This is a genomic window from Xanthomonas arboricola pv. guizotiae, from assembly GCF_002940205.1.
Classification (GTDB): Bacteria; Pseudomonadota; Gammaproteobacteria; order Xanthomonadales; family Xanthomonadaceae; genus Xanthomonas; species Xanthomonas arboricola_C.
The window spans coordinates 1-16,284 of the sequence record NZ_MDSK01000055.1 but is presented as its reverse complement, the minus strand read 5'-3'; the positions used below and the strand labels follow the sequence as shown (position 1 = coordinate 16,284).

Sequence of the window (16,284 nt, the reverse complement as noted above, 5' to 3'; positions counted from 1 at the left end):
TTCCAAAGCGCACTAGGGATCTCGTTGCGACGTGTCATGCCGGCAATGTTGTCGCCGACTCAACAGAATTCAAGGGTTTTGTTAGCCGCTCTAAAGCTTTGCGGGGTTGGTCAACCCGTTGCCGTGTTGTTGTCGGATGAAGTGGCCTGACTGCCACTGTGCGGATCGCTGCCCTCGCCCTGCATTGCGACGCGTGCCGTGTTGCTCTGCTGCCGCGACGGGCGCACGCTGCGGCAACGTTTTTTCCAATTGGAGACACCCATGACCACGTCCGCTTCGTTGACCGATCAACTCGCTGCGCAGTTGCAGGGCCCGCAGTTGCAGCAGCTCGCCAGCCGGCTCAGCATTGCGCCCGAGCAGGCGCAAGCGGCGGTGCAGACCGCGCTGCCGCTGTTGGTGGGCGCCCTGGGCCGTAACAGCCAGCAGGCCGGCGGCACCGATGCGTTGCTGGGTGCCTTGCAGCGCGATCATGCAGGCAGCCCGGACATCGGCAGCCTGCTCGGTACGTTGCTGGGCGGCTCGGCCAGCGGTGCGCAAGGCAATGGCGCCGGCATCGTGGGGCATCTGTTCGGCGACAGGGCGCCGCAGGCTGCCGCTGGTCTGGGCCAGGCCACCGGCCTGGAAACCGGCAAGGCCAATCAACTGCTGCAGTTGCTGGCACCCATCGTGATGGCGTATCTGGCCAAGCGCTTCCTCGGCGGCACTGCCGCTGCCAGCAGCCAGCTCGGCCCGGCCCTGGCGCAGGAACAGCAGCGCGCCAGCAGCACCGGGGTCCACGGCTTGCTGGGCAGCGTGCTGGATCAGGACGGCGACGGAAAGCTTGGACTGGGCGATGTCATGAAGCTCGGCGGCAGTCTGTTCGGCAAGCGCTGAGAGCGCAGGCATAGGTCGGTTCGGCACCGGCGTGCCATCCATAGCGTCTCGCTATCGATATGGTTGAATAATTCGAATTCCCCAACCGATCGATGCTGCTTATCGTGTGCGCACGCCACCACGATGAGCCCGCCTGATGCGTCTGTCTGCCAGTCACAGTCTGCATATCGACCTATCCCCGCTCTCGCAGGCAGGCGCTAGCATCGGCACACCCGGCGACCATTCTCGATAACCCCACGGCCGCATCTGCGCCTTCGATCGATGACCACCGCTGACGCATTGCCCACCTTTTTGATTCCACCAGCACGTGTCCGCAGTTTCGGCACACAGCTCCCCAAGTGCTCACGCACACAGGTATTGCCATGACAACCGAAGCAAAGTGCCCTTTCAATCACGCCGTCGTCGGCACCGGAACCACCAACCGCGATTGGTGGCCCAAGCAGTTGCGCGTGGACCTGCTCAGCCAGCATTCGAGCAAGTCCAACCCGCTGGGCCAGACCTTCAACTATGCCGAGGCGTTCAAGCGCATCGATCTGGCCGCGCTCAAGCAGGAACTGCGTGCGCTGATGACCGACTCGCAGGACTGGTGGCCGGCCGACTTCGGCCATTACGGTCCGCTGTTCGTGCGCATGGCCTGGCATAGCGTCGGCACCTACCGCATCGGCGACGGACGTGGCGGCGGCGGTCGCGGCCAGCAGCGCTTCGCACCGCTCAACAGCTGGCCGGACAATGTCAGCCTCGACAAGGCGCGCCGCCTGCTGTGGCCGATCAAGCAGAAGTACGGCCAGGCGATCTCCTGGGCCGACCTGATGATCCTCACCGGCAACGTCGCGCTGGAAAGCATGGGCTTCAAGACCTTCGGCTTTGCCGGTGGCCGAGAAGACACCTGGGAACCGGATCAGGACCTGTACTGGGGCCGCGAAACCAAGTGGCTGGGTGGCGACGAGCGCTACTCGCGTGGTTCGCCCGGGGTGGACGAAGCGCACGGCGTGCTGGTGAAGGACGACGACAGCGAAGTGCCGCATACCCGCGATCTGGAAAATCCGCTGGCCGCCGTGCAGATGGGCCTGATCTACGTCAATCCGGAAGGCCCGGACGGCAAGCCCGACCCGGTCGCCGCCGCGCGCGACATCCGCGACACCTTCGCACGCATGGCGATGAACGACGAAGAGACCGTGGCGCTGATCGCCGGCGGCCACACCTTCGGCAAGACCCACGGCGCCGGCCCGGCCGACAACGTCGGTGCCGAGCCGGAAGCCGGCGAGCTGGAGAGCCAGGGCCTGGGCTGGCACAACCGCTATGGCAGCGGCAAGGGCGCCGACACCATCACCAGCGGCCTGGAAGTCACCTGGACCACCACCCCGGCGCAGTGGAGCAACGACTTCTTCGACCATCTGTTCAAGTTCGAGTGGGAACTGAGCAAGAGCCCGGCCGGCGCGCACCAGTGGGTGGCCAAGCATGCCGACGCCATCATTCCCGACGCCCACGATGCATCAAAGAAGCATCGGCCGAGCATGCTGACCACCGATCTGGCGCTGCGTTTCGACCCGGCCTATGAGGCCATTTCGCGTCGCTTCCACGCACACCCCGACCAGTTCGCCGACGCCTTCGCCCGCGCCTGGTTCAAGCTCACCCACCGCGACATGGGCCCGCGCTCGCGTTACCTGGGGACCGAGGTGCCGAGCGAAGAACTGCTGTGGCAGGACCCGGTGCCGGCCGTCGACCACCCGCTGGTCGATGCGCAGGACGCCGCCGCCCTGAAGCAGAGCATCCTCGATTCCGGCCTGAGCGTGGCGCAGCTGGTGTCCACCGCGTGGGCGTCGGCATCGACCTTCCGCGGCTCGGACAAGCGTGGCGGCGCCAACGGCGCACGCATCCGTCTGGCGCCACAGAAGGATTGGCAGGCCAACCAACCCGAGCAGCTTGCACAGGTGCTGGGCACGCTGGAGCGCATCCGGGCCGACTTCAACGGCGCGCAGGCGGGCGGCAGGCAGATCTCGCTGGCCGACCTGATCGTGCTGGCCGGTAATGCCGCAGTCGAACGTGCCGCACAGGCCGCTGGTCACAGCGTCAGCGTGCCGTTCGCACCGGGGCGCACCGATGCCTCGCAGGAACAGACCGACGTCGAATCGTTCGCGGTGCTGGAACCGGTGGCCGATGGCTTCCGCAACTATGCCAAGCAGCGCTATGCGGTGCCCGCGGAGGCGCTGCTGATCGACAAGGCACAGCTGCTGACGCTGACCGCGCCCGAGTTGACCGTGCTGGTCGGCGGCCTGCGCGTGCTCGGCGCCAATGTCGGCGACTCCAGCCATGGCGTGTTCACCACCCGCCCCGGCGTGCTGAGCAACGACTTCTTCGCCAATCTGCTCGACATGCGCACCGAGTGGAAAGCCACCTCCGAATCGAAGGAGATCTACGAAGGCCGCGACCGCAGCACCGGTGAAGCCAAGTGGACCGGCACTCGCGTGGACCTGGTGTTCGGCTCCAACTCGATCCTGCGTGCGGTGGCCGAGGTCTATGCCAGTGCCGATGCACAGGAGAAGTTCGTCCAGGACTTCGTCGCCGCCTGGACCAAGGTGATGCAGCTGGATCGTTTCGATCTGGCGTAGGCACCGACATCCACATGCCTAGCCACGACGCGTATGGATGAGCACGACAACGCAAACGCCCCGGCAAGCCGGGGCGTTTGCGTTTGCAAGGTTTGCTGCGCGGCGCGCTCGCGCGGCAGAGCGTTGGTTACAACGCGTCGATATCGCCCAATGCGTTGATGAGCCGGCGCGCGCGCTTGTCCGGCTTGCCCTCGGGCGCACGATAGCCAGTGCGTTCGGCTGCGCGCTGCAGGCGCCATTGCGCGCGCGCCTCGCGTGAGCTGTCGCTTTCGACATACAGCGCCTGCGCCACCGGCGCCGGGCCGCGCACATCGCTGAGCGCGGCGACGGTGACTTCGAAGATTTCGCCGCCACGGTCGATACGCAGCTGCTCACCGTTGCGCAGCGCGCGCGAGGGCTTGGGCCGCTGCCCGGCCACGTCGACCTTGCCGGTGTCGACCGCGTTCTTGGCCAGGCTGCGCGTCTTGAAGAAGCGTGCCGCCCATAGCCAGACATCCAGCCTGACCGTCTTGCCCTGTTCCAGCTCCGAATTCATGCGCCTTGCTGTCTCGCTCTGTCAGGTAAGCGATGTTTGGGCAGCCATTCGGGAACTCAAGCTGGACCGTCAACCCTGCGATGGTGATCGATTGCCAGGTCGATGGCCGGCGCACCCCCATCCGCCCTGCGGGCACCTTCCCCGCAGGCGGGGGAAGGGATCGGTTGTCCGTGCGCAATACCGATCCAGCAAACGCTCACAAGCCCCGGCCTTTCTCCCGCCTGCGGGAGAAGGGATCGGTTGTCCGTGCGCAACGCCGATCCAGCAAACGCTCGCCAGCTCCTGCCCTTCTCCCGCCTGCGGGAGAAGGTGGCGCGCAGCGCCGGATGAGGGACACGGCTCCTGCTCTGCAGCGCAAACCGAATCGCACTGCATCGGATCTCACCCAGCAATGTTAGTGTGCCCAGTTCCAGCGCGACGATACCAAGCGATGCCCAAATCCGCTGTCCTGACCGAAGGCCCGATCGGCAAGAATCTCCTGTTGTTCGCGCTGCCGATCATGGCCGGCAACATCGCCCAGTCGCTCAACGGCTCGGTCAACGCGATCTGGATCGGCCGCTACCTCGGCGAGGAAGCGCTGACTGCCGCGGCCAATGCCAACAGCATCATGTTCTTCCTGATCGGCTCGGTGTTCGGCATCGGCATGGCCTCCACCATCCTGATCGGCCAGGCGATGGGCGCGCGCGATATCGCCCAGGCGCGCAAGGTGATGGGCACCAGCGCGAGCTTCTTTGGCGGGCTGTCGGCCGTGATCGCCGTGCTCGGCTGGTATCTGGCGCCGCACCTGCTCGGCGCGATGGGCACGCCGGCGGCCTCGCAGACGCTGGCGGAAGAGTATCTGCGGGTGATCTTCCTGGCGATGCCCACGCTCTAACTGTTCGCCTTCCTGTCAGCCGCATTGCGCGGCACCGGCGATGCCCGCACGCCGTTCCGCTTTCTGTTGCTGTCGGTGCTGCTGGATATCGTGTTCAACCCCGTGCTGCTGTTCGGCATCGGCCCGTTTCCGGCGCTGGGCATTGCCGGTGCGGCCTGGGCCACGCTGATCGCGCAGGTCGTCGCGCTGGTCGGGTTGCTGGTGTATCTACGCAAAAAGCGCCATGTTTTATGGCTCGGCCGGCGCGACCTGCACCTGTTCCGGATCGATACCACCATCCTGCGCGCGCTGATCGTCAAGGGCGTGCCGATGGGCTTGCAGATGGTGATGATCTCGCTGGCGATGATCGCCATGCTGTCGCTGGTCAATGGTTTCGGTACCGACACCGCTGCCGCGTTCGGCGCAGGGTTGCAGCTATGGAACTACGTGCAGATGCCGGCCATGGCGGTCGGCGCCGCCTGCTCGACGATGGCTGCCCAGAACGTGGGCGCCGGCCTGTGGCGGCGCGTGGATGCCGTCGCACGCACCGGCATCGCCGCCAACTTCCTGATGACCGGCCTGCTGATCGTGCTGCTGATCCTGTTCGATCGCTGGACCCTCGCGCTGTTCCTGCCCGAGGGCAGCACCACGCTGGAGATCGCGCGGCACCTCAACCACATCGCAATCTGGTCGTTCCTGCTGTTCGGTGTCAGCTTCGTGGTCTCGGGCGTGGTGCGCGCCACCGGTGCGGTGATTCCACCGTTGTTGATCCTGGCGTTTTCGCTGTGGGGCGTGCGCGTGCCGCTGGCCAACATCCTGCTGCCGCATCTGGGTGCCGATGCGGTGTGGTGGAGCTTTCCGATCAGCTCGGCCTCTGTCGCTGGCGTACTACCGCTGGGGCGGCTGGCGCAAGGCACGCATGCTGACCACGCCCACGCATCCGTCCGAACTGGCGGCTGCAGCCGAAGTGCCGGCACATCCGGCATCACCGGTTGCCGACCCAGCCCCGCTCACCGGCGCGCCGGGTGGGCAGCGACTCCCACCGCCAGCCCCGCAGCGTTAATCGCGTTTGCGGCGGGCGTATCGCAGCAGCAGTGATCTCGGGCGAACGCCTCATCACATCTGTGGCAAGGCCAGGCATTCAAAACCAGCGACCTGCGATGCGTTCATTCAAGCCTGGAGAGTGCTGCCAATCTGACCGACGCTGCACAGCGATTGCGTATCGTCGCGGCCAATCAACCTGCGATCCGCAGTGGTCTTCCGACATTGATGCAACAAGATCGGCAACCAGTACATTGCGAGCGGGCATCGGCTTGGCAATGCATTCCCGCAAACGCGAACAGCCGCCCGGAGGCGGCTGTTCGGCAGTGGCGGGCCAAGCCCGCCAATGTGTGGCTTACTCCGCCTTGGCAGCAGCCTGGCGAGCGGCCTTGGCCTGTGCAGCGGCGGCCAGATCTTCCTTGATGCGGGCAGCCTTGCCTTCCAGACCACGCAGGTAGTACAGCTTGCCGGCGCGCACCTTACCGCGACGCTTCACTTCGACCGAGTCGATGATGGCGCTGTGGGTCTGGAACACGCGCTCGACGCCGAAGCCGTGCGAGATCTTGCGCACGGTGAACGCGGAGTTCAGGCCGGCGTTCTTGGTACCGATCACCACGCCCTCATAGGCCTGCACGCGCTCGCGGTTGCCTTCCTTCACCTTGACGTTCACCACGACGGTGTCGCCCTGGTTGAACTCGGGAAGCTTGCGCTGAATCTGGGCGGCTTCGAAGTCAGCCAGGATGGTCTTGTTGAGTTTGCTCATGATGGGCACCGCGTGTCTGGTGATATTGGACCGGCAGTCGCCGCACGGCGATTGCTCGAGGTTCGTAGGAGGGCCAGACGCAAGGCTGGCCAGCAAGCCGCATATTGTACCCCAATCAATCTTGCAAGAGCTAGGGGTGAGCCCTTATTTCTCGTCGCCCGGGGCGAGTTCGCGGCGAAACTCGTCCAGCAGCCGGCGATCGTTCCTGTCCAGCCCAGCCTCGTCGAGCAGATCCGGACGACGCAACCAGGTCCGGCCCAGCGACTGCTGCCGACGCCAGCGCGCAATGGCAGCGTGATTGCCCGAGCGCAAGACTTCCGGCACATCGCCCCACTCATGGGTCGCTGGATGGCTGTAGTGCGGGCAGTCGAGCAGGCCTTGCGGGCCTTCGAAGCTGTCCTGGGCCGCGGATTCGGCGTCGTTCAACACCCCGTCCTGCAACCGCGTCACCACATCCACCAGCACCGCCGCGCCCAACTCGCCACCGGACAACACGTAGTCGCCGATGGAGATTTCCATATCCACCGCCTGCGCCAGAAAGCGCTCGTCCACCCCTTCGTAGCGCCCGCACAGCAGCACCATGCGTGGCAACTGCGCCAGCTCGCGGGCGAGCGGCTGGGTCAGCGGCCGCCCCTGCGGGCTGAGATAGATCACCGGTGCCGGACGCGCGTCCGCCGCTTGCACCGCATCCAGGCAGGCCCGCAACGGCTCGATCAACATCACCATGCCGGGCCCGCCACCGAACGGACGATCGTCCACCCGGCGATAATTGCCCTGCGCATGCTCGCGCGGATTCCAGCCCTGCAATTCCAGCAGGCCACGCTCCTGCGCCCGCCCGACCACGCCGAACGCCGCGCATTGCGCGATGAACTCGGGGAACAGGCTGATGACGTCGATGCGCACTGGGGAATCGGGAATCGGGAGTGAGGAATGGGTAAAGCAAGAGCGGAGCGGCGCGATGCGCCATTCCGGTCAGAAATCCGGATCCCAGTCCACCACGATCAGGTTGGCTTCGAAGTCGACCGACTTGACGAAATCCGGCAGCACGAACGGCACCAGCCGCTCGCGATCGCCGCGCACCACCATCACATCGTTGGAGCCGGTGGAAAACAGGTGCGACACCGTGCCGAGCTTGACGCCCTCGACGGTTTCCACCTGCAACTCTTCCAGATCCACCCAATAATATTCATCGGGTTTGGGTGGCGGCAGCACGCTGCGCGCGACGTAAATCTCGGTTCCGTGCATGGCCTCGACGGTGTCGCGGTCGGTGACGTCGGGGAACACCGCAATCAGATTCTTGCCCTGATCGCGCCCACGTACGCCGCTCACGACCGATTCCTGCCCCGAGGGCGTCCGCACGATCCACGGCTGATACCGGAAGATCGCACTGCGCGGCTCGGTCCAGGATTCGAGCTTGAGCTCGCCCTTGACACCAAAAGCGCCGACAATCCTGCCTAACAGGATGCGGCGCTCGGTCGGCTTCATCTGCGTCGACTCTGGGCCAGGCGCTGGCGCCCGGCCCTCCAGGATCAGGCCGCAGCGGCCTGTGACTTGGATGCTTCGCGATACAGGTTGCGCACCTTGTCGGTCAGCTGAGCGCCCTGGCCGACCCAATGGTCGACGCGAGCAACGTCCAGCACGACGCGCGGTTCTGCGCCCTGCGCAACCGGGTTGTAGTAACCCAGACGCTCGATGTTGCGGCCGTCGCGCGCGCTGCGCACGTCGGTCACGATGATGTGGTAGAACGGACGCTTCTTGGCGCCGCCGCGGGTCAGTCGAATCTTGACCATGGTGTCGTTTTCCTGAGTTGCCCAGTCGCCAGAATGGCGCGGTAAGCCGGCGATTATAGCGGGCTCCGGCGGCGAAGCCAAGTCACCCCGGAATCGCTCAGATCCCATGCCAGGCCTGGGTCTGCAGGGCCTGCTCCAGCAATGGCAGCTGCGCGGCCTGCGCCGGCCACGACGCCGCGCCGGCTTGCACGATCGCCTGCTGACCGCGCGCGTTGCAGCTGAAGGCGCCATCAAAGCCGCCCAGCTCGCTCAGCACGACCGGGCGAAACTCCTGCTGGATACCGAGCGTCTGCAGGCCGGCCTGCAGCAGACGCTGCTGGGTGCCGGGCAGCGCCGGCCCTTGCGGCCACACCACCCTGCCCTGCTGCCACACGCCCAGATTCCAGAAGGCACCCTCCAGCAGATGCGCCTGCGCGTCGATCAGCAATGCGTCGTCGTAACCGGCCGCCATGGCCTGGCGACGCAGATGCAACAGCGCGAAGGTGCCGACATGCTTGTGCCGGGGTTGCTCGCGCACATGACGGACCGGCTGCACGCGCAGCGCGGTGATTGGCATACGGGCTGCGGGCGCGATGGAGATCAGCACATCGAGCGCAAGCTGGTGCAATGGATCGCGCAGGTCGAAATCCTGCGCAAACACGGTGATGCGCACGCTGGCGTCTTCGCAGTTCGCAGCCGACAACGCAGCGCGCAACTGGGCGCGCAGGGATGCCTCATCGATCGATGCACCGAACAGGGCAGCACCGTCGTGTTGCAGTCGTTGCAGATGCAGGTCCAGCCCGCGTACCGCTCCGCCGCGCACCTGCAGGGTGGTGAAGTGGCCGTAATTGACCAATGCGGCCGCGCCCAACTGCTGCGCTGTCGCCACTGCGCCGTTGCAGAAGATCAGCGGCACAACAGCGCCTGTGCTTCAGCCCACCACTGGGTTAGCAATTGCGCGGCAGGCTGGGCAGGTGCCAACCAGGCCGATTGGCCAGCCCAGGCCTGCATGGCGTCCAGGCGGTTGTCGCGCGCGGCGGCCTGACGCATCGGTGCGGTCAGCGCGCGCTGCACCGGATACGGCGCCGGCACCGGCGCCTCGGCGGCGATGGCAGCACGCACATAGGGCGTGGCGAGCGCACGCCCCAGCCGGCCGGAAAATGCACGGGTCGGCTGGGTCTGTTCCGGTTCGGCCCGGGCCAGGGCGTCCGCCCAGGCACTGGGCAGCGCCGCCTCGGGCGTGCGCAGCAGGCCGGTACCGATCTGCACGGCGCTCGCACCCAGCGTCAGCGCCGCGGCAATCCCGCGCGCATCAGAGATGCCGCCTGCGGCGATCACCGGGATGTCAAGGTGATCGACCAAACGCGGCAACAAGGCGAACAACCCGGTCATCTGCCGCTCGGCCCGACCGGCGTCGAATGCACCACGATGCCCACCGGCCTCGGCGCCCTGCGCAACCACCGCATCGGCACCGGCCGCCTGGGCCGCACGCGCTTCGTCCAGCGTGGTAGCGCAGGCGAACCAGGCAATACCGGCGCTTTTCAGCCGCGCAACCTGATCGGGCCGAAACACGCCCATGATCGATGAGGCGACGGCGGGCCGTGCGGCGAGCAAGGCGTCGAACTGAGCATCGAAGTCGGCCGGTGTTGCGTCGTCCGCATCCTCGGGAACCGGCGGCCCCCACTGCGACACAAACGCACGCACGCGCGCCTCTGCCGCGGCGTCGCGCACAGGGGCCGGATCGGGAATCCACAGATTGACCTGGGCGGGCCCGGCGCTCGCGCCGCGAAACGCCGCCATCCACGCCACGATGTCCTGCGGTTGCGACAACACCGCACCCATCGCGCCCATGCCGCCAGCCTCAGCAACCGCCGCCGACAACGGCACCGGGCAGGCGCCGGCCATGGGGCTGAGCAGGATGGGAAGGCCTAAACCAAAACGCTGCTGGAAGGCGTCGATCTGCGAAAACGAACCCATCGTGCGCGGCCTGAAGTGATGACGCGTCATGCGCGAGTTCAACGCCACGCGTGCCTGTCGAAGGACTTACCGCGCGCGTCGCCGATTGAAGCTCAACGGAACGGCATGCCGCCGCGGCCGCCCATGGCGCCCATCATGCCCTTCATGTTGCGCATCAGGCCCTTCATGCCGCCGCCAGCCAGTTTGCCCATCATCTTTTCCATCTGCTGGTACTGCTTCATCAGCTTGTTGACGTCGGCCGGCTGCATGCCGGAGCCGCGGGCGATGCGGGCGCGGCGCGAGCCGTTGAGCAGGGCCGGGTTGCGGCGCTCCTTCTTGGTCATCGAATTGATGATCGCGATCATGCGCGGCACTTCCTTGCCGGTGACCTGCTGCTTGACGTTGTCCGGGATCTGGCCCATGCCCGGCAGCTTGTCCATCAGCCCATGGATGCCGCCCATGTTCTGCATCTGCTCAAGCTGTTCCTTCATGTCGTTGAGGTCGAACTTCTTGCCTTTGGCGACCTTGGCGGCGAGCTTGGCGGCCTTTTCCTGGTCGACGCTGTGCTCGACCTGCTCCACCAGCGACAGCACGTCGCCCATGTCCAGGATGCGGCTGGCGACGCGGTCGGGATGGAACACGTCCAGGCCGTCGGTCTTTTCGCCGGTACCGACGAACTTGATCGGCTTGCCGGTGATGTAGCGCACGCTCAGCGCGGCGCCGCCACGGGCGTCGCCGTCGGTCTTGGTCAGCACCACGCCGGTCAGCGGCAGCGCCTCGCCGAAGGCCTTGGCGGTGTTGGCCGCGTCCTGGCCGGTCATCGCATCGACCACGAACAGGGTTTCGGTCGGGTTGACCGCGGCGTGCAGCGCCTTGATCTCCTCCATCATCGCCGCATCGATGGCCAGGCGGCCGGCGGTATCGACCAGCAGCACGTCGGCGAACGACTTGCGCGCATCGCTGATGGCGGCGCGCACGATGTCGACCGGCTTCTGCGAGGCGTCGGACGGGAAGAACAGCACGCCGACCTGCTCGGCCAGGGTCTTGAGCTGCTCGATCGCGGCCGGGCGGTAGACGTCGGCCGAGACCACCATGACCTTCTTCTTGCGCTTTTCCTTCAGGTGCTTGGCGAGCTTGCCGACCGTGGTGGTCTTGCCCGCGCCCTGCAGGCCGGCCATCAGGATGATCGCCGGCGCCGGCACGTTGAGGTTGAGGTCGGTGGCGGCCGCGCCCATCACCGCGGTCAGCTCGTCGCGGACGATCTTGATCAGCGCCTGGCCAGGGGTCAGCGACTTGAGCACTTCCTGACCGACCGCGCGCACCTTGATGCGCTCGATCAGCGCCTGCACCACCGGCAGCGCCACGTCGGCTTCGAGCAGCGCGATGCGCACTTCACGGGTGGCTTCGCGGATGTTCTCCTCGGTCAGGCGGCCGCGGCCGCGCAGGCGCTCCATGGTGCCGGAGAGACGTTGGGTAAGGGACTCGAACATGCGCAAGGGACCGCGTGAGGGGAAACGGGTGCCGATTATAGCGGCACCGGCTGGCGGCCTGCCCCGGCGGCCGCCCGCGGCCCGACCGGCGAAGCCGAACCGCAAGCAGCTTCACCAACGCGCAGCAATGCGCACGGCCAACCAGCGCAGCAGCGCTAGGACAGGAACGGCAACTGCAGTGCCAGCAGGTAGCCCCTGCCCGCTCGCGCTCCGCCCCCAGCACGCCAGCCCACCTCCAGCCCCCGCAGCTCGCAACTGCTTTTCCCGATTCCCGATTCCCGATTCCCGATTCCCGATTCCCGATTCCCGATTCCCGATTCCCGATTCCCGATTCCCGATTCCCGATTCCCGATTCCCAGCCCCCAATATGCGAAACTTCCACGATGACAATCGTTCTCATCGCGTTCGCCTTGTATCTGCTGGCCACGGCGCTGCTCACCCGCTCGGTGCTGCGCGATGGCAACCAGGCGCCTGCCCGCTGGCTGATCCCGGCACTGGCCGCCGTGGCGCTGCACGCCGGGTACCACGTGCTGGTGGCGCTGCGCACCGCCGGCGGGCCGGACATGCATTTCTTCGCGGCGCTATCGCTGTGCGGCCTGGGCATGGCCGCGCTGACGGCAGTGTTCGGCGGCCGCGGGCGAATGGCGGCGGTGGGCGTGGTGGTGTTTCCGCTGTCGGCGATTCTGCTGGCCTGCTATCACGCCTACGGCCACGAGCCGAGTGCAGACCTGGGCTGGCGGCTGGAGCTGCACGCCTGGATGGCCTTGCTGGCCTACGCCACCCTGGGCATCGCCGCGCTGCTGGCGATCATGCTGTGGCTGCAGGAGCGTGCGCTGCGGCGGCGCGACTTCCATACCTGGTTGCGTGCGCTGCCGCCGTTGACCGAGCTGGAAACCTTGCTGTTTCGCACGATCGCGGTCGGCTTCGTGTTGCTGAGCCTGACCCTGCTGACCGGGCTGCTGTTCGTGCAGGATTTCCTGGCGCAGCGGCTGCTGCACAAGACCGTGCTCAGCATCCTGTCGTGGATCGTATTCGGTGCGCTGCTGATCGGCCGCTGGCGCAACGGCTGGCGCGGCACCAAGGCAGTGCACTGGACGCTGACCGCGATGGCGCTGCTGGTGTTGTCGTTCTTCGGCAGCAAGTTCGTGATCGAACTGGTACTGGGGCCGCGCTGATCGCGTTGGCTCCAGGCCCGTCGCGGCCCCGCCGTCGCCGCGACACCCGCGCTCAGGCGTCCAGCGCAGCGCTCACCGCCGCCCACGGCTGATCCGGCCCCGGGCTGGCGAAGTGATAGGCGATGCGGCGGCGGTAGACCTGCCCGGGCCGCAGGATCGTCGACGGAAAATTGGGGTGGTTGGGCGCGTCCGGGTAGTCCTGCGGCTCCAGGCAGACGCCGCGGCCGAGGCCGGGATGGTGCGCGTCCAGATGCTGGCCTTCGTAGAGTTGCACCGCCGGCGCGTCGCTGCTGATGCGCAGCGCCACGCCACTGTGCGGCGAGTACAGCTCGGCAACGCAATCGGCCCCGGCAGCCAGCACCAGGCATTGGTCGTAGCCCTTGCCGAGGATGATTTGCGGATGCGCCGGCTCGGTGTTGTCGGCGAGCGCGGCAGGCTGGCGGAAGTCGAACGGCGTGCCGGCGACCGAGGCGATCTCGCCGGTCGGGATCGATTCGGCATCCACCGGCAGATAGCGATCGGCCGGCACCCGCAGCACCTGCAGCGCGGCGCGCCGATGCGGGTCGCCGGATAAATTGAAATACGGGTGATGGGTGAGGTTCAACGCGGTAGCGGCATCGCACTGCGCCTCGAAGTCCAGCTGCAGGCCAAGCCCGTGCAGCTGCAAACGCGCCCGCACCTGCAGATTGCCGGGGTAGCCTTCTTCGCCATCGGGCGAGTCGTAGCCCAGCAGTACCTGATCCGGCGCCTGCTCCAGCACGCTCCACACCCGTCGCCCGAAGCCGCGCAGACCGCCGTGCAACTGGTTGCGCCCTTCGTTGGCCGCCAGCACGTGAGTGACCCCGTCCAGCGCGTAGCGCGCACCGGCGATGCGGTTGCCGAAGCGGCCGACCAGGATGTTGAGGCTGTCGCCATCGGCGGCGTAGGCCGGCAGATCCGGCAATGCCAGCAGCAGCGGCACCACCGCGTGCGCGGTGGTCAGCCGCAGCGCATGCAGGATGCCGCCGTAGGTGAGCACCTCCGCTTCCAGCCCGGCAGTGCTGCGCAGCGTGAGCGCGTGGACGTCGACACCGTCTGGCAACTGCCCGAACACTCGCTGCATGGATCGTCCTGCCGATACTGGAAGCTGGCGAGCATAGCGGGGGAGCGCGGTCGCCGGCCATGCCGATGCGCGCATCTTGACGCTAGCACTCGCTTTCCAGGGCAACTAGCACCGAATGGGCGTGCAGACCGGGCTCGCCAGTAGACGAGCAGCCGCGTCTGTTACTGCATATCTAGCCAAGTGCAAGGGGTGCAGCGGCGCACTGGCAAAACAACGGTCTGACCGTCCTGGTCGACACGGGATTGCCGGTACCGTCGCCGGCCATTACACCAGCTGCCACGCCACCGCCGCATAGCTGAGCGCGCTGCAGGGCTGGATCGATCTGCACGCACCGGAGCCGTGAATCTGTCGATCAAGTAGCGCTGCCCGAATGCGTGGTCGTGACCGCGAAGGATGGCGACGGCTACGACATCGCTCATGCGCCCGAGCCGGTGATCGATCCCAAATGGATGAGCTGACCGCGCTGGAGAACTGGGCCGCGCCACTACTGCCCGCTTGAAACCGGACGAACGCCGCAGCACTGGCCCGCAAGATCGGAACGGAATTGGCGCTCGCAGAGCCAGCGCATCGGCAACCAGCAGGCGCCCGTTGGTTCGCCGTACGCACCGCGCAAGCAGCAGCTGCCGCAGAAGTCGGGGCGCGTCAAACGCGCGAAGATGTTTGCCAAGCTGCGGCAGGCCAAGTTCTTCAAGGTCAACGCCAGCCCCAATGCTGTAAGCGTGGGATTTGTGGGACGCGTGTCGCGCATTGCCCGGGTGTATTAAGAAGAGCTGGCCGAGCGAGTGCGACTTCGTGGCCCCAGGGCCTGTTATGAAAAACGTGTGCTGCTAGGCCTTTCCGTTGAGGACCGACGCATCGTACGCAATCAACTCTTGAATCACGTAGCTGAGTGAAGCAGCCAAGTCAGAAGCATGACAGTCCGAGCGAGTTACGCGAGCAAAGATGACCATGCGCGCATTAGAAGCGTCGGGTTTTTGACGCGGGAATGGAATGGGGGTAGTTTGGTCTTGGGGAGGCAACGGAGTGCTGCAGCGACCCGGGGCTTTCCCATCCCCAAAGATCATGGAGTGATGTCATGGAATTAAAATTAGGCCGCAATCGGTCGAACAAGCTCAGTAGTCGACGCAACGCTTACCTCCTTCTCTCGCTTTCAGTTGGAATACTCACGACGACGCCGGTTTTGGCGGAGCAGGCATTGCCAAACGTAGCAAGCCTATCTACGAATCAACGTACCGAACTCAGCAAGTTGCTAAAGGCCGAACTTCAGAAGACGATCGCGAGTCAGAAACGCCTACCTGGTCAAGTTGTCTCACCTGTTGATGTCCGTTTCGACAGTAAAACTGGGATAGTTCTGATCGAATTGGGAAGGGGTTTTATCCCGAAGGGTGATACATACATTTCGGGCGAGCTTGAAGATCAATTGCACCAAATTACAGGCGTTGCCACCGAGATACTCACTGGAAATTTGAGCTTCACAGGTACATCTTGCACATTTGGTGGAATTGCTACTGACAAGTTATTTCCTCAAGAAAAGTGGGAGCCAAGCAATAAGAAGCAGACACTTTCTCCTAGCGCAGAGGCAGAGGCACCTGTGGTGGTTTCTGCAGGGCATGGTCGCACCAAAGCAAAAGGAGGAGGTTGGGGATGGCAGCGTGACCTGATCAACGGCTGGCATGAAGACGTCGACAACCCAACCCTTGCCAGCAAGCTTGCTGCACATCTTCAAACGAGAGGGAAGGAAACAGTGGCTTTTCCGCGCTCGACCTCGGAGACTATAGAGGGATCCACAAAGCTCGCATGGTGGAAGCTAGCCGCAAAATATCACCTCGCCAGAATACTTCCGAACGAAAAAGACATGTGGGGATCGCTACCAGCTGACGAAATCGGATCAGATATCCGATCAAGGCCGCGATATGCCCGCTACCTGAAGGCAAAAGCTATCATTAGCTTACACACAGATGCAGGATCAACAACAGGTACGGGATCAAAGATTTTATATGCAACAGGCAGTGCTTCAAGCAAACTACTAGGGCCTGTTAACACATCCGAAGCCCATCAACGACCAGGACGAAGTTGAGGAATCCAAGGAACATGACGTCCAACTTCTCGAAGCGCGTG

At 65.3% G+C, this 16,284-nt stretch carries 12 protein-coding genes and 3 pseudogenes; 6 read left to right on the top strand and 9 right to left on the bottom strand.

The genetic code is table 11. From position 1 onward, the window contains the following. The first annotated feature begins 261 nt into the window (after positions 1-261). Positions 262-873 (top strand): DUF937 domain-containing protein, encoded by a 612-nt coding sequence (locus XarbCFBP7408_RS20720; protein WP_104564538.1) that lies wholly within the window; start codon positions 262-264, stop codon positions 871-873. Positions 874-1,235: 362 nt separating this feature from the next. After that, entirely contained in the window at positions 1,236-3,482 is a 2,247-nt protein-coding gene (gene katG, locus XarbCFBP7408_RS20715; protein ID WP_104564537.1) for a catalase/peroxidase HPI, read from the top strand. 127 nt (positions 3,483-3,609) lie between these two features. On the opposite strand, the gene XarbCFBP7408_RS20710 is transcribed toward katG, so the two are convergent. After that, a complete protein-coding gene (locus XarbCFBP7408_RS20710) occupies positions 3,610-4,017 on the bottom strand; it encodes an RNA-binding S4 domain-containing protein (RefSeq protein ID WP_104564536.1) in 408 nt (135 codons plus the stop codon). 430 nt (positions 4,018-4,447) lie between these two features. Here XarbCFBP7408_RS20710 and XarbCFBP7408_RS20705 point away from each other — a divergent pair. Beyond that, a pseudogene (locus XarbCFBP7408_RS20705) lies at positions 4,448-5,933 on the top strand (MATE family efflux transporter). A gap of 333 nt (positions 5,934-6,266) precedes the next feature. On the opposite strand, the gene rplS reads toward XarbCFBP7408_RS20705, so the two are convergent. The 7 genes from rplS to ffh form a co-directional block, all read right to left on the bottom strand. After that, on the bottom strand, positions 6,267-6,674 hold the full coding sequence (gene rplS / locus XarbCFBP7408_RS20700; RefSeq protein WP_005989873.1) for a 50S ribosomal protein L19: 408 nt from the start codon (positions 6,672-6,674) through the stop codon (positions 6,267-6,269). A 144-nt stretch (positions 6,675-6,818) separates the two neighbouring features. Further along, a complete protein-coding gene (trmD, locus tag XarbCFBP7408_RS20695) occupies positions 6,819-7,577 on the bottom strand; it encodes a tRNA (guanosine(37)-N1)-methyltransferase TrmD (protein ID WP_104564535.1) in 759 nt (252 codons plus the stop codon). A 69-nt stretch (positions 7,578-7,646) separates the two neighbouring features. Next, positions 7,647-8,159, bottom strand: coding sequence for a ribosome maturation factor RimM (gene rimM / locus XarbCFBP7408_RS20690; protein WP_016901486.1), 513 nt, complete (start codon positions 8,157-8,159; stop codon positions 7,647-7,649). A 44-nt stretch (positions 8,160-8,203) separates the two neighbouring features. Further along, the gene (gene rpsP / locus XarbCFBP7408_RS20685; RefSeq protein WP_011036396.1) at positions 8,204-8,464 is read right to left on the bottom strand and encodes a 30S ribosomal protein S16; all 261 of its coding nucleotides are present in this window, start codon (positions 8,462-8,464) and stop codon (positions 8,204-8,206) included. Positions 8,465-8,561: 97 nt separating this feature from the next. Then, the gene (locus XarbCFBP7408_RS20680) at positions 8,562-9,359 is read right to left on the bottom strand and encodes an aminotransferase class IV family protein (RefSeq protein ID WP_104564534.1); all 798 of its coding nucleotides are present in this window, start codon (positions 9,357-9,359) and stop codon (positions 8,562-8,564) included. Continuing rightward, positions 9,350-10,420, bottom strand: coding sequence for an NAD(P)H-dependent flavin oxidoreductase (locus tag XarbCFBP7408_RS20675; protein WP_104564533.1), 1,071 nt, complete (start codon positions 10,418-10,420; stop codon positions 9,350-9,352). The genes XarbCFBP7408_RS20680 and XarbCFBP7408_RS20675 overlap by 10 nt, the downstream gene beginning before the upstream one ends. A gap of 92 nt (positions 10,421-10,512) precedes the next feature. Next, positions 10,513-11,889, bottom strand: a complete 1,377-nt coding sequence (gene ffh, locus XarbCFBP7408_RS20670; protein WP_016901489.1) for a signal recognition particle protein — start codon at positions 11,887-11,889, stop codon at positions 10,513-10,515. Positions 11,890-12,272: 383 nt separating this feature from the next. On the opposite strand from ffh, the gene XarbCFBP7408_RS20665 reads away from it, so the two are divergent. Next, positions 12,273-13,064 carry a cytochrome C assembly family protein gene (locus XarbCFBP7408_RS20665; RefSeq protein WP_104564532.1) on the top strand — a complete coding sequence of 264 codons (792 nt, stop codon included), beginning with the start codon at positions 12,273-12,275 and terminating at the stop codon, positions 13,062-13,064. A 52-nt stretch (positions 13,065-13,116) separates the two neighbouring features. On the opposite strand, the gene XarbCFBP7408_RS20660 is transcribed toward XarbCFBP7408_RS20665, so the two are convergent. Further along, positions 13,117-14,166 carry an aldose epimerase family protein gene (locus XarbCFBP7408_RS20660; protein WP_104564531.1) on the bottom strand — a complete coding sequence of 350 codons (1,050 nt, stop codon included), beginning with the start codon at positions 14,164-14,166 and terminating at the stop codon, positions 13,117-13,119. Between the two features lie 445 nt (positions 14,167-14,611). On the opposite strand from XarbCFBP7408_RS20660, the pseudogene XarbCFBP7408_RS20650 reads away from it, so the two are divergent. Both XarbCFBP7408_RS20650 and XarbCFBP7408_RS20645 read left to right on the top strand, forming a co-directional pair. After that, positions 14,612-15,059: pseudogene (locus XarbCFBP7408_RS20650) on the top strand (phage virion morphogenesis protein). 182 nt (positions 15,060-15,241) lie between these two features. Continuing rightward, positions 15,242-16,177: pseudogene (locus tag XarbCFBP7408_RS20645) on the top strand (N-acetylmuramoyl-L-alanine amidase); the annotation flags it as partial. Between the last annotated feature and the right edge of the window lie 107 nt (positions 16,178-16,284).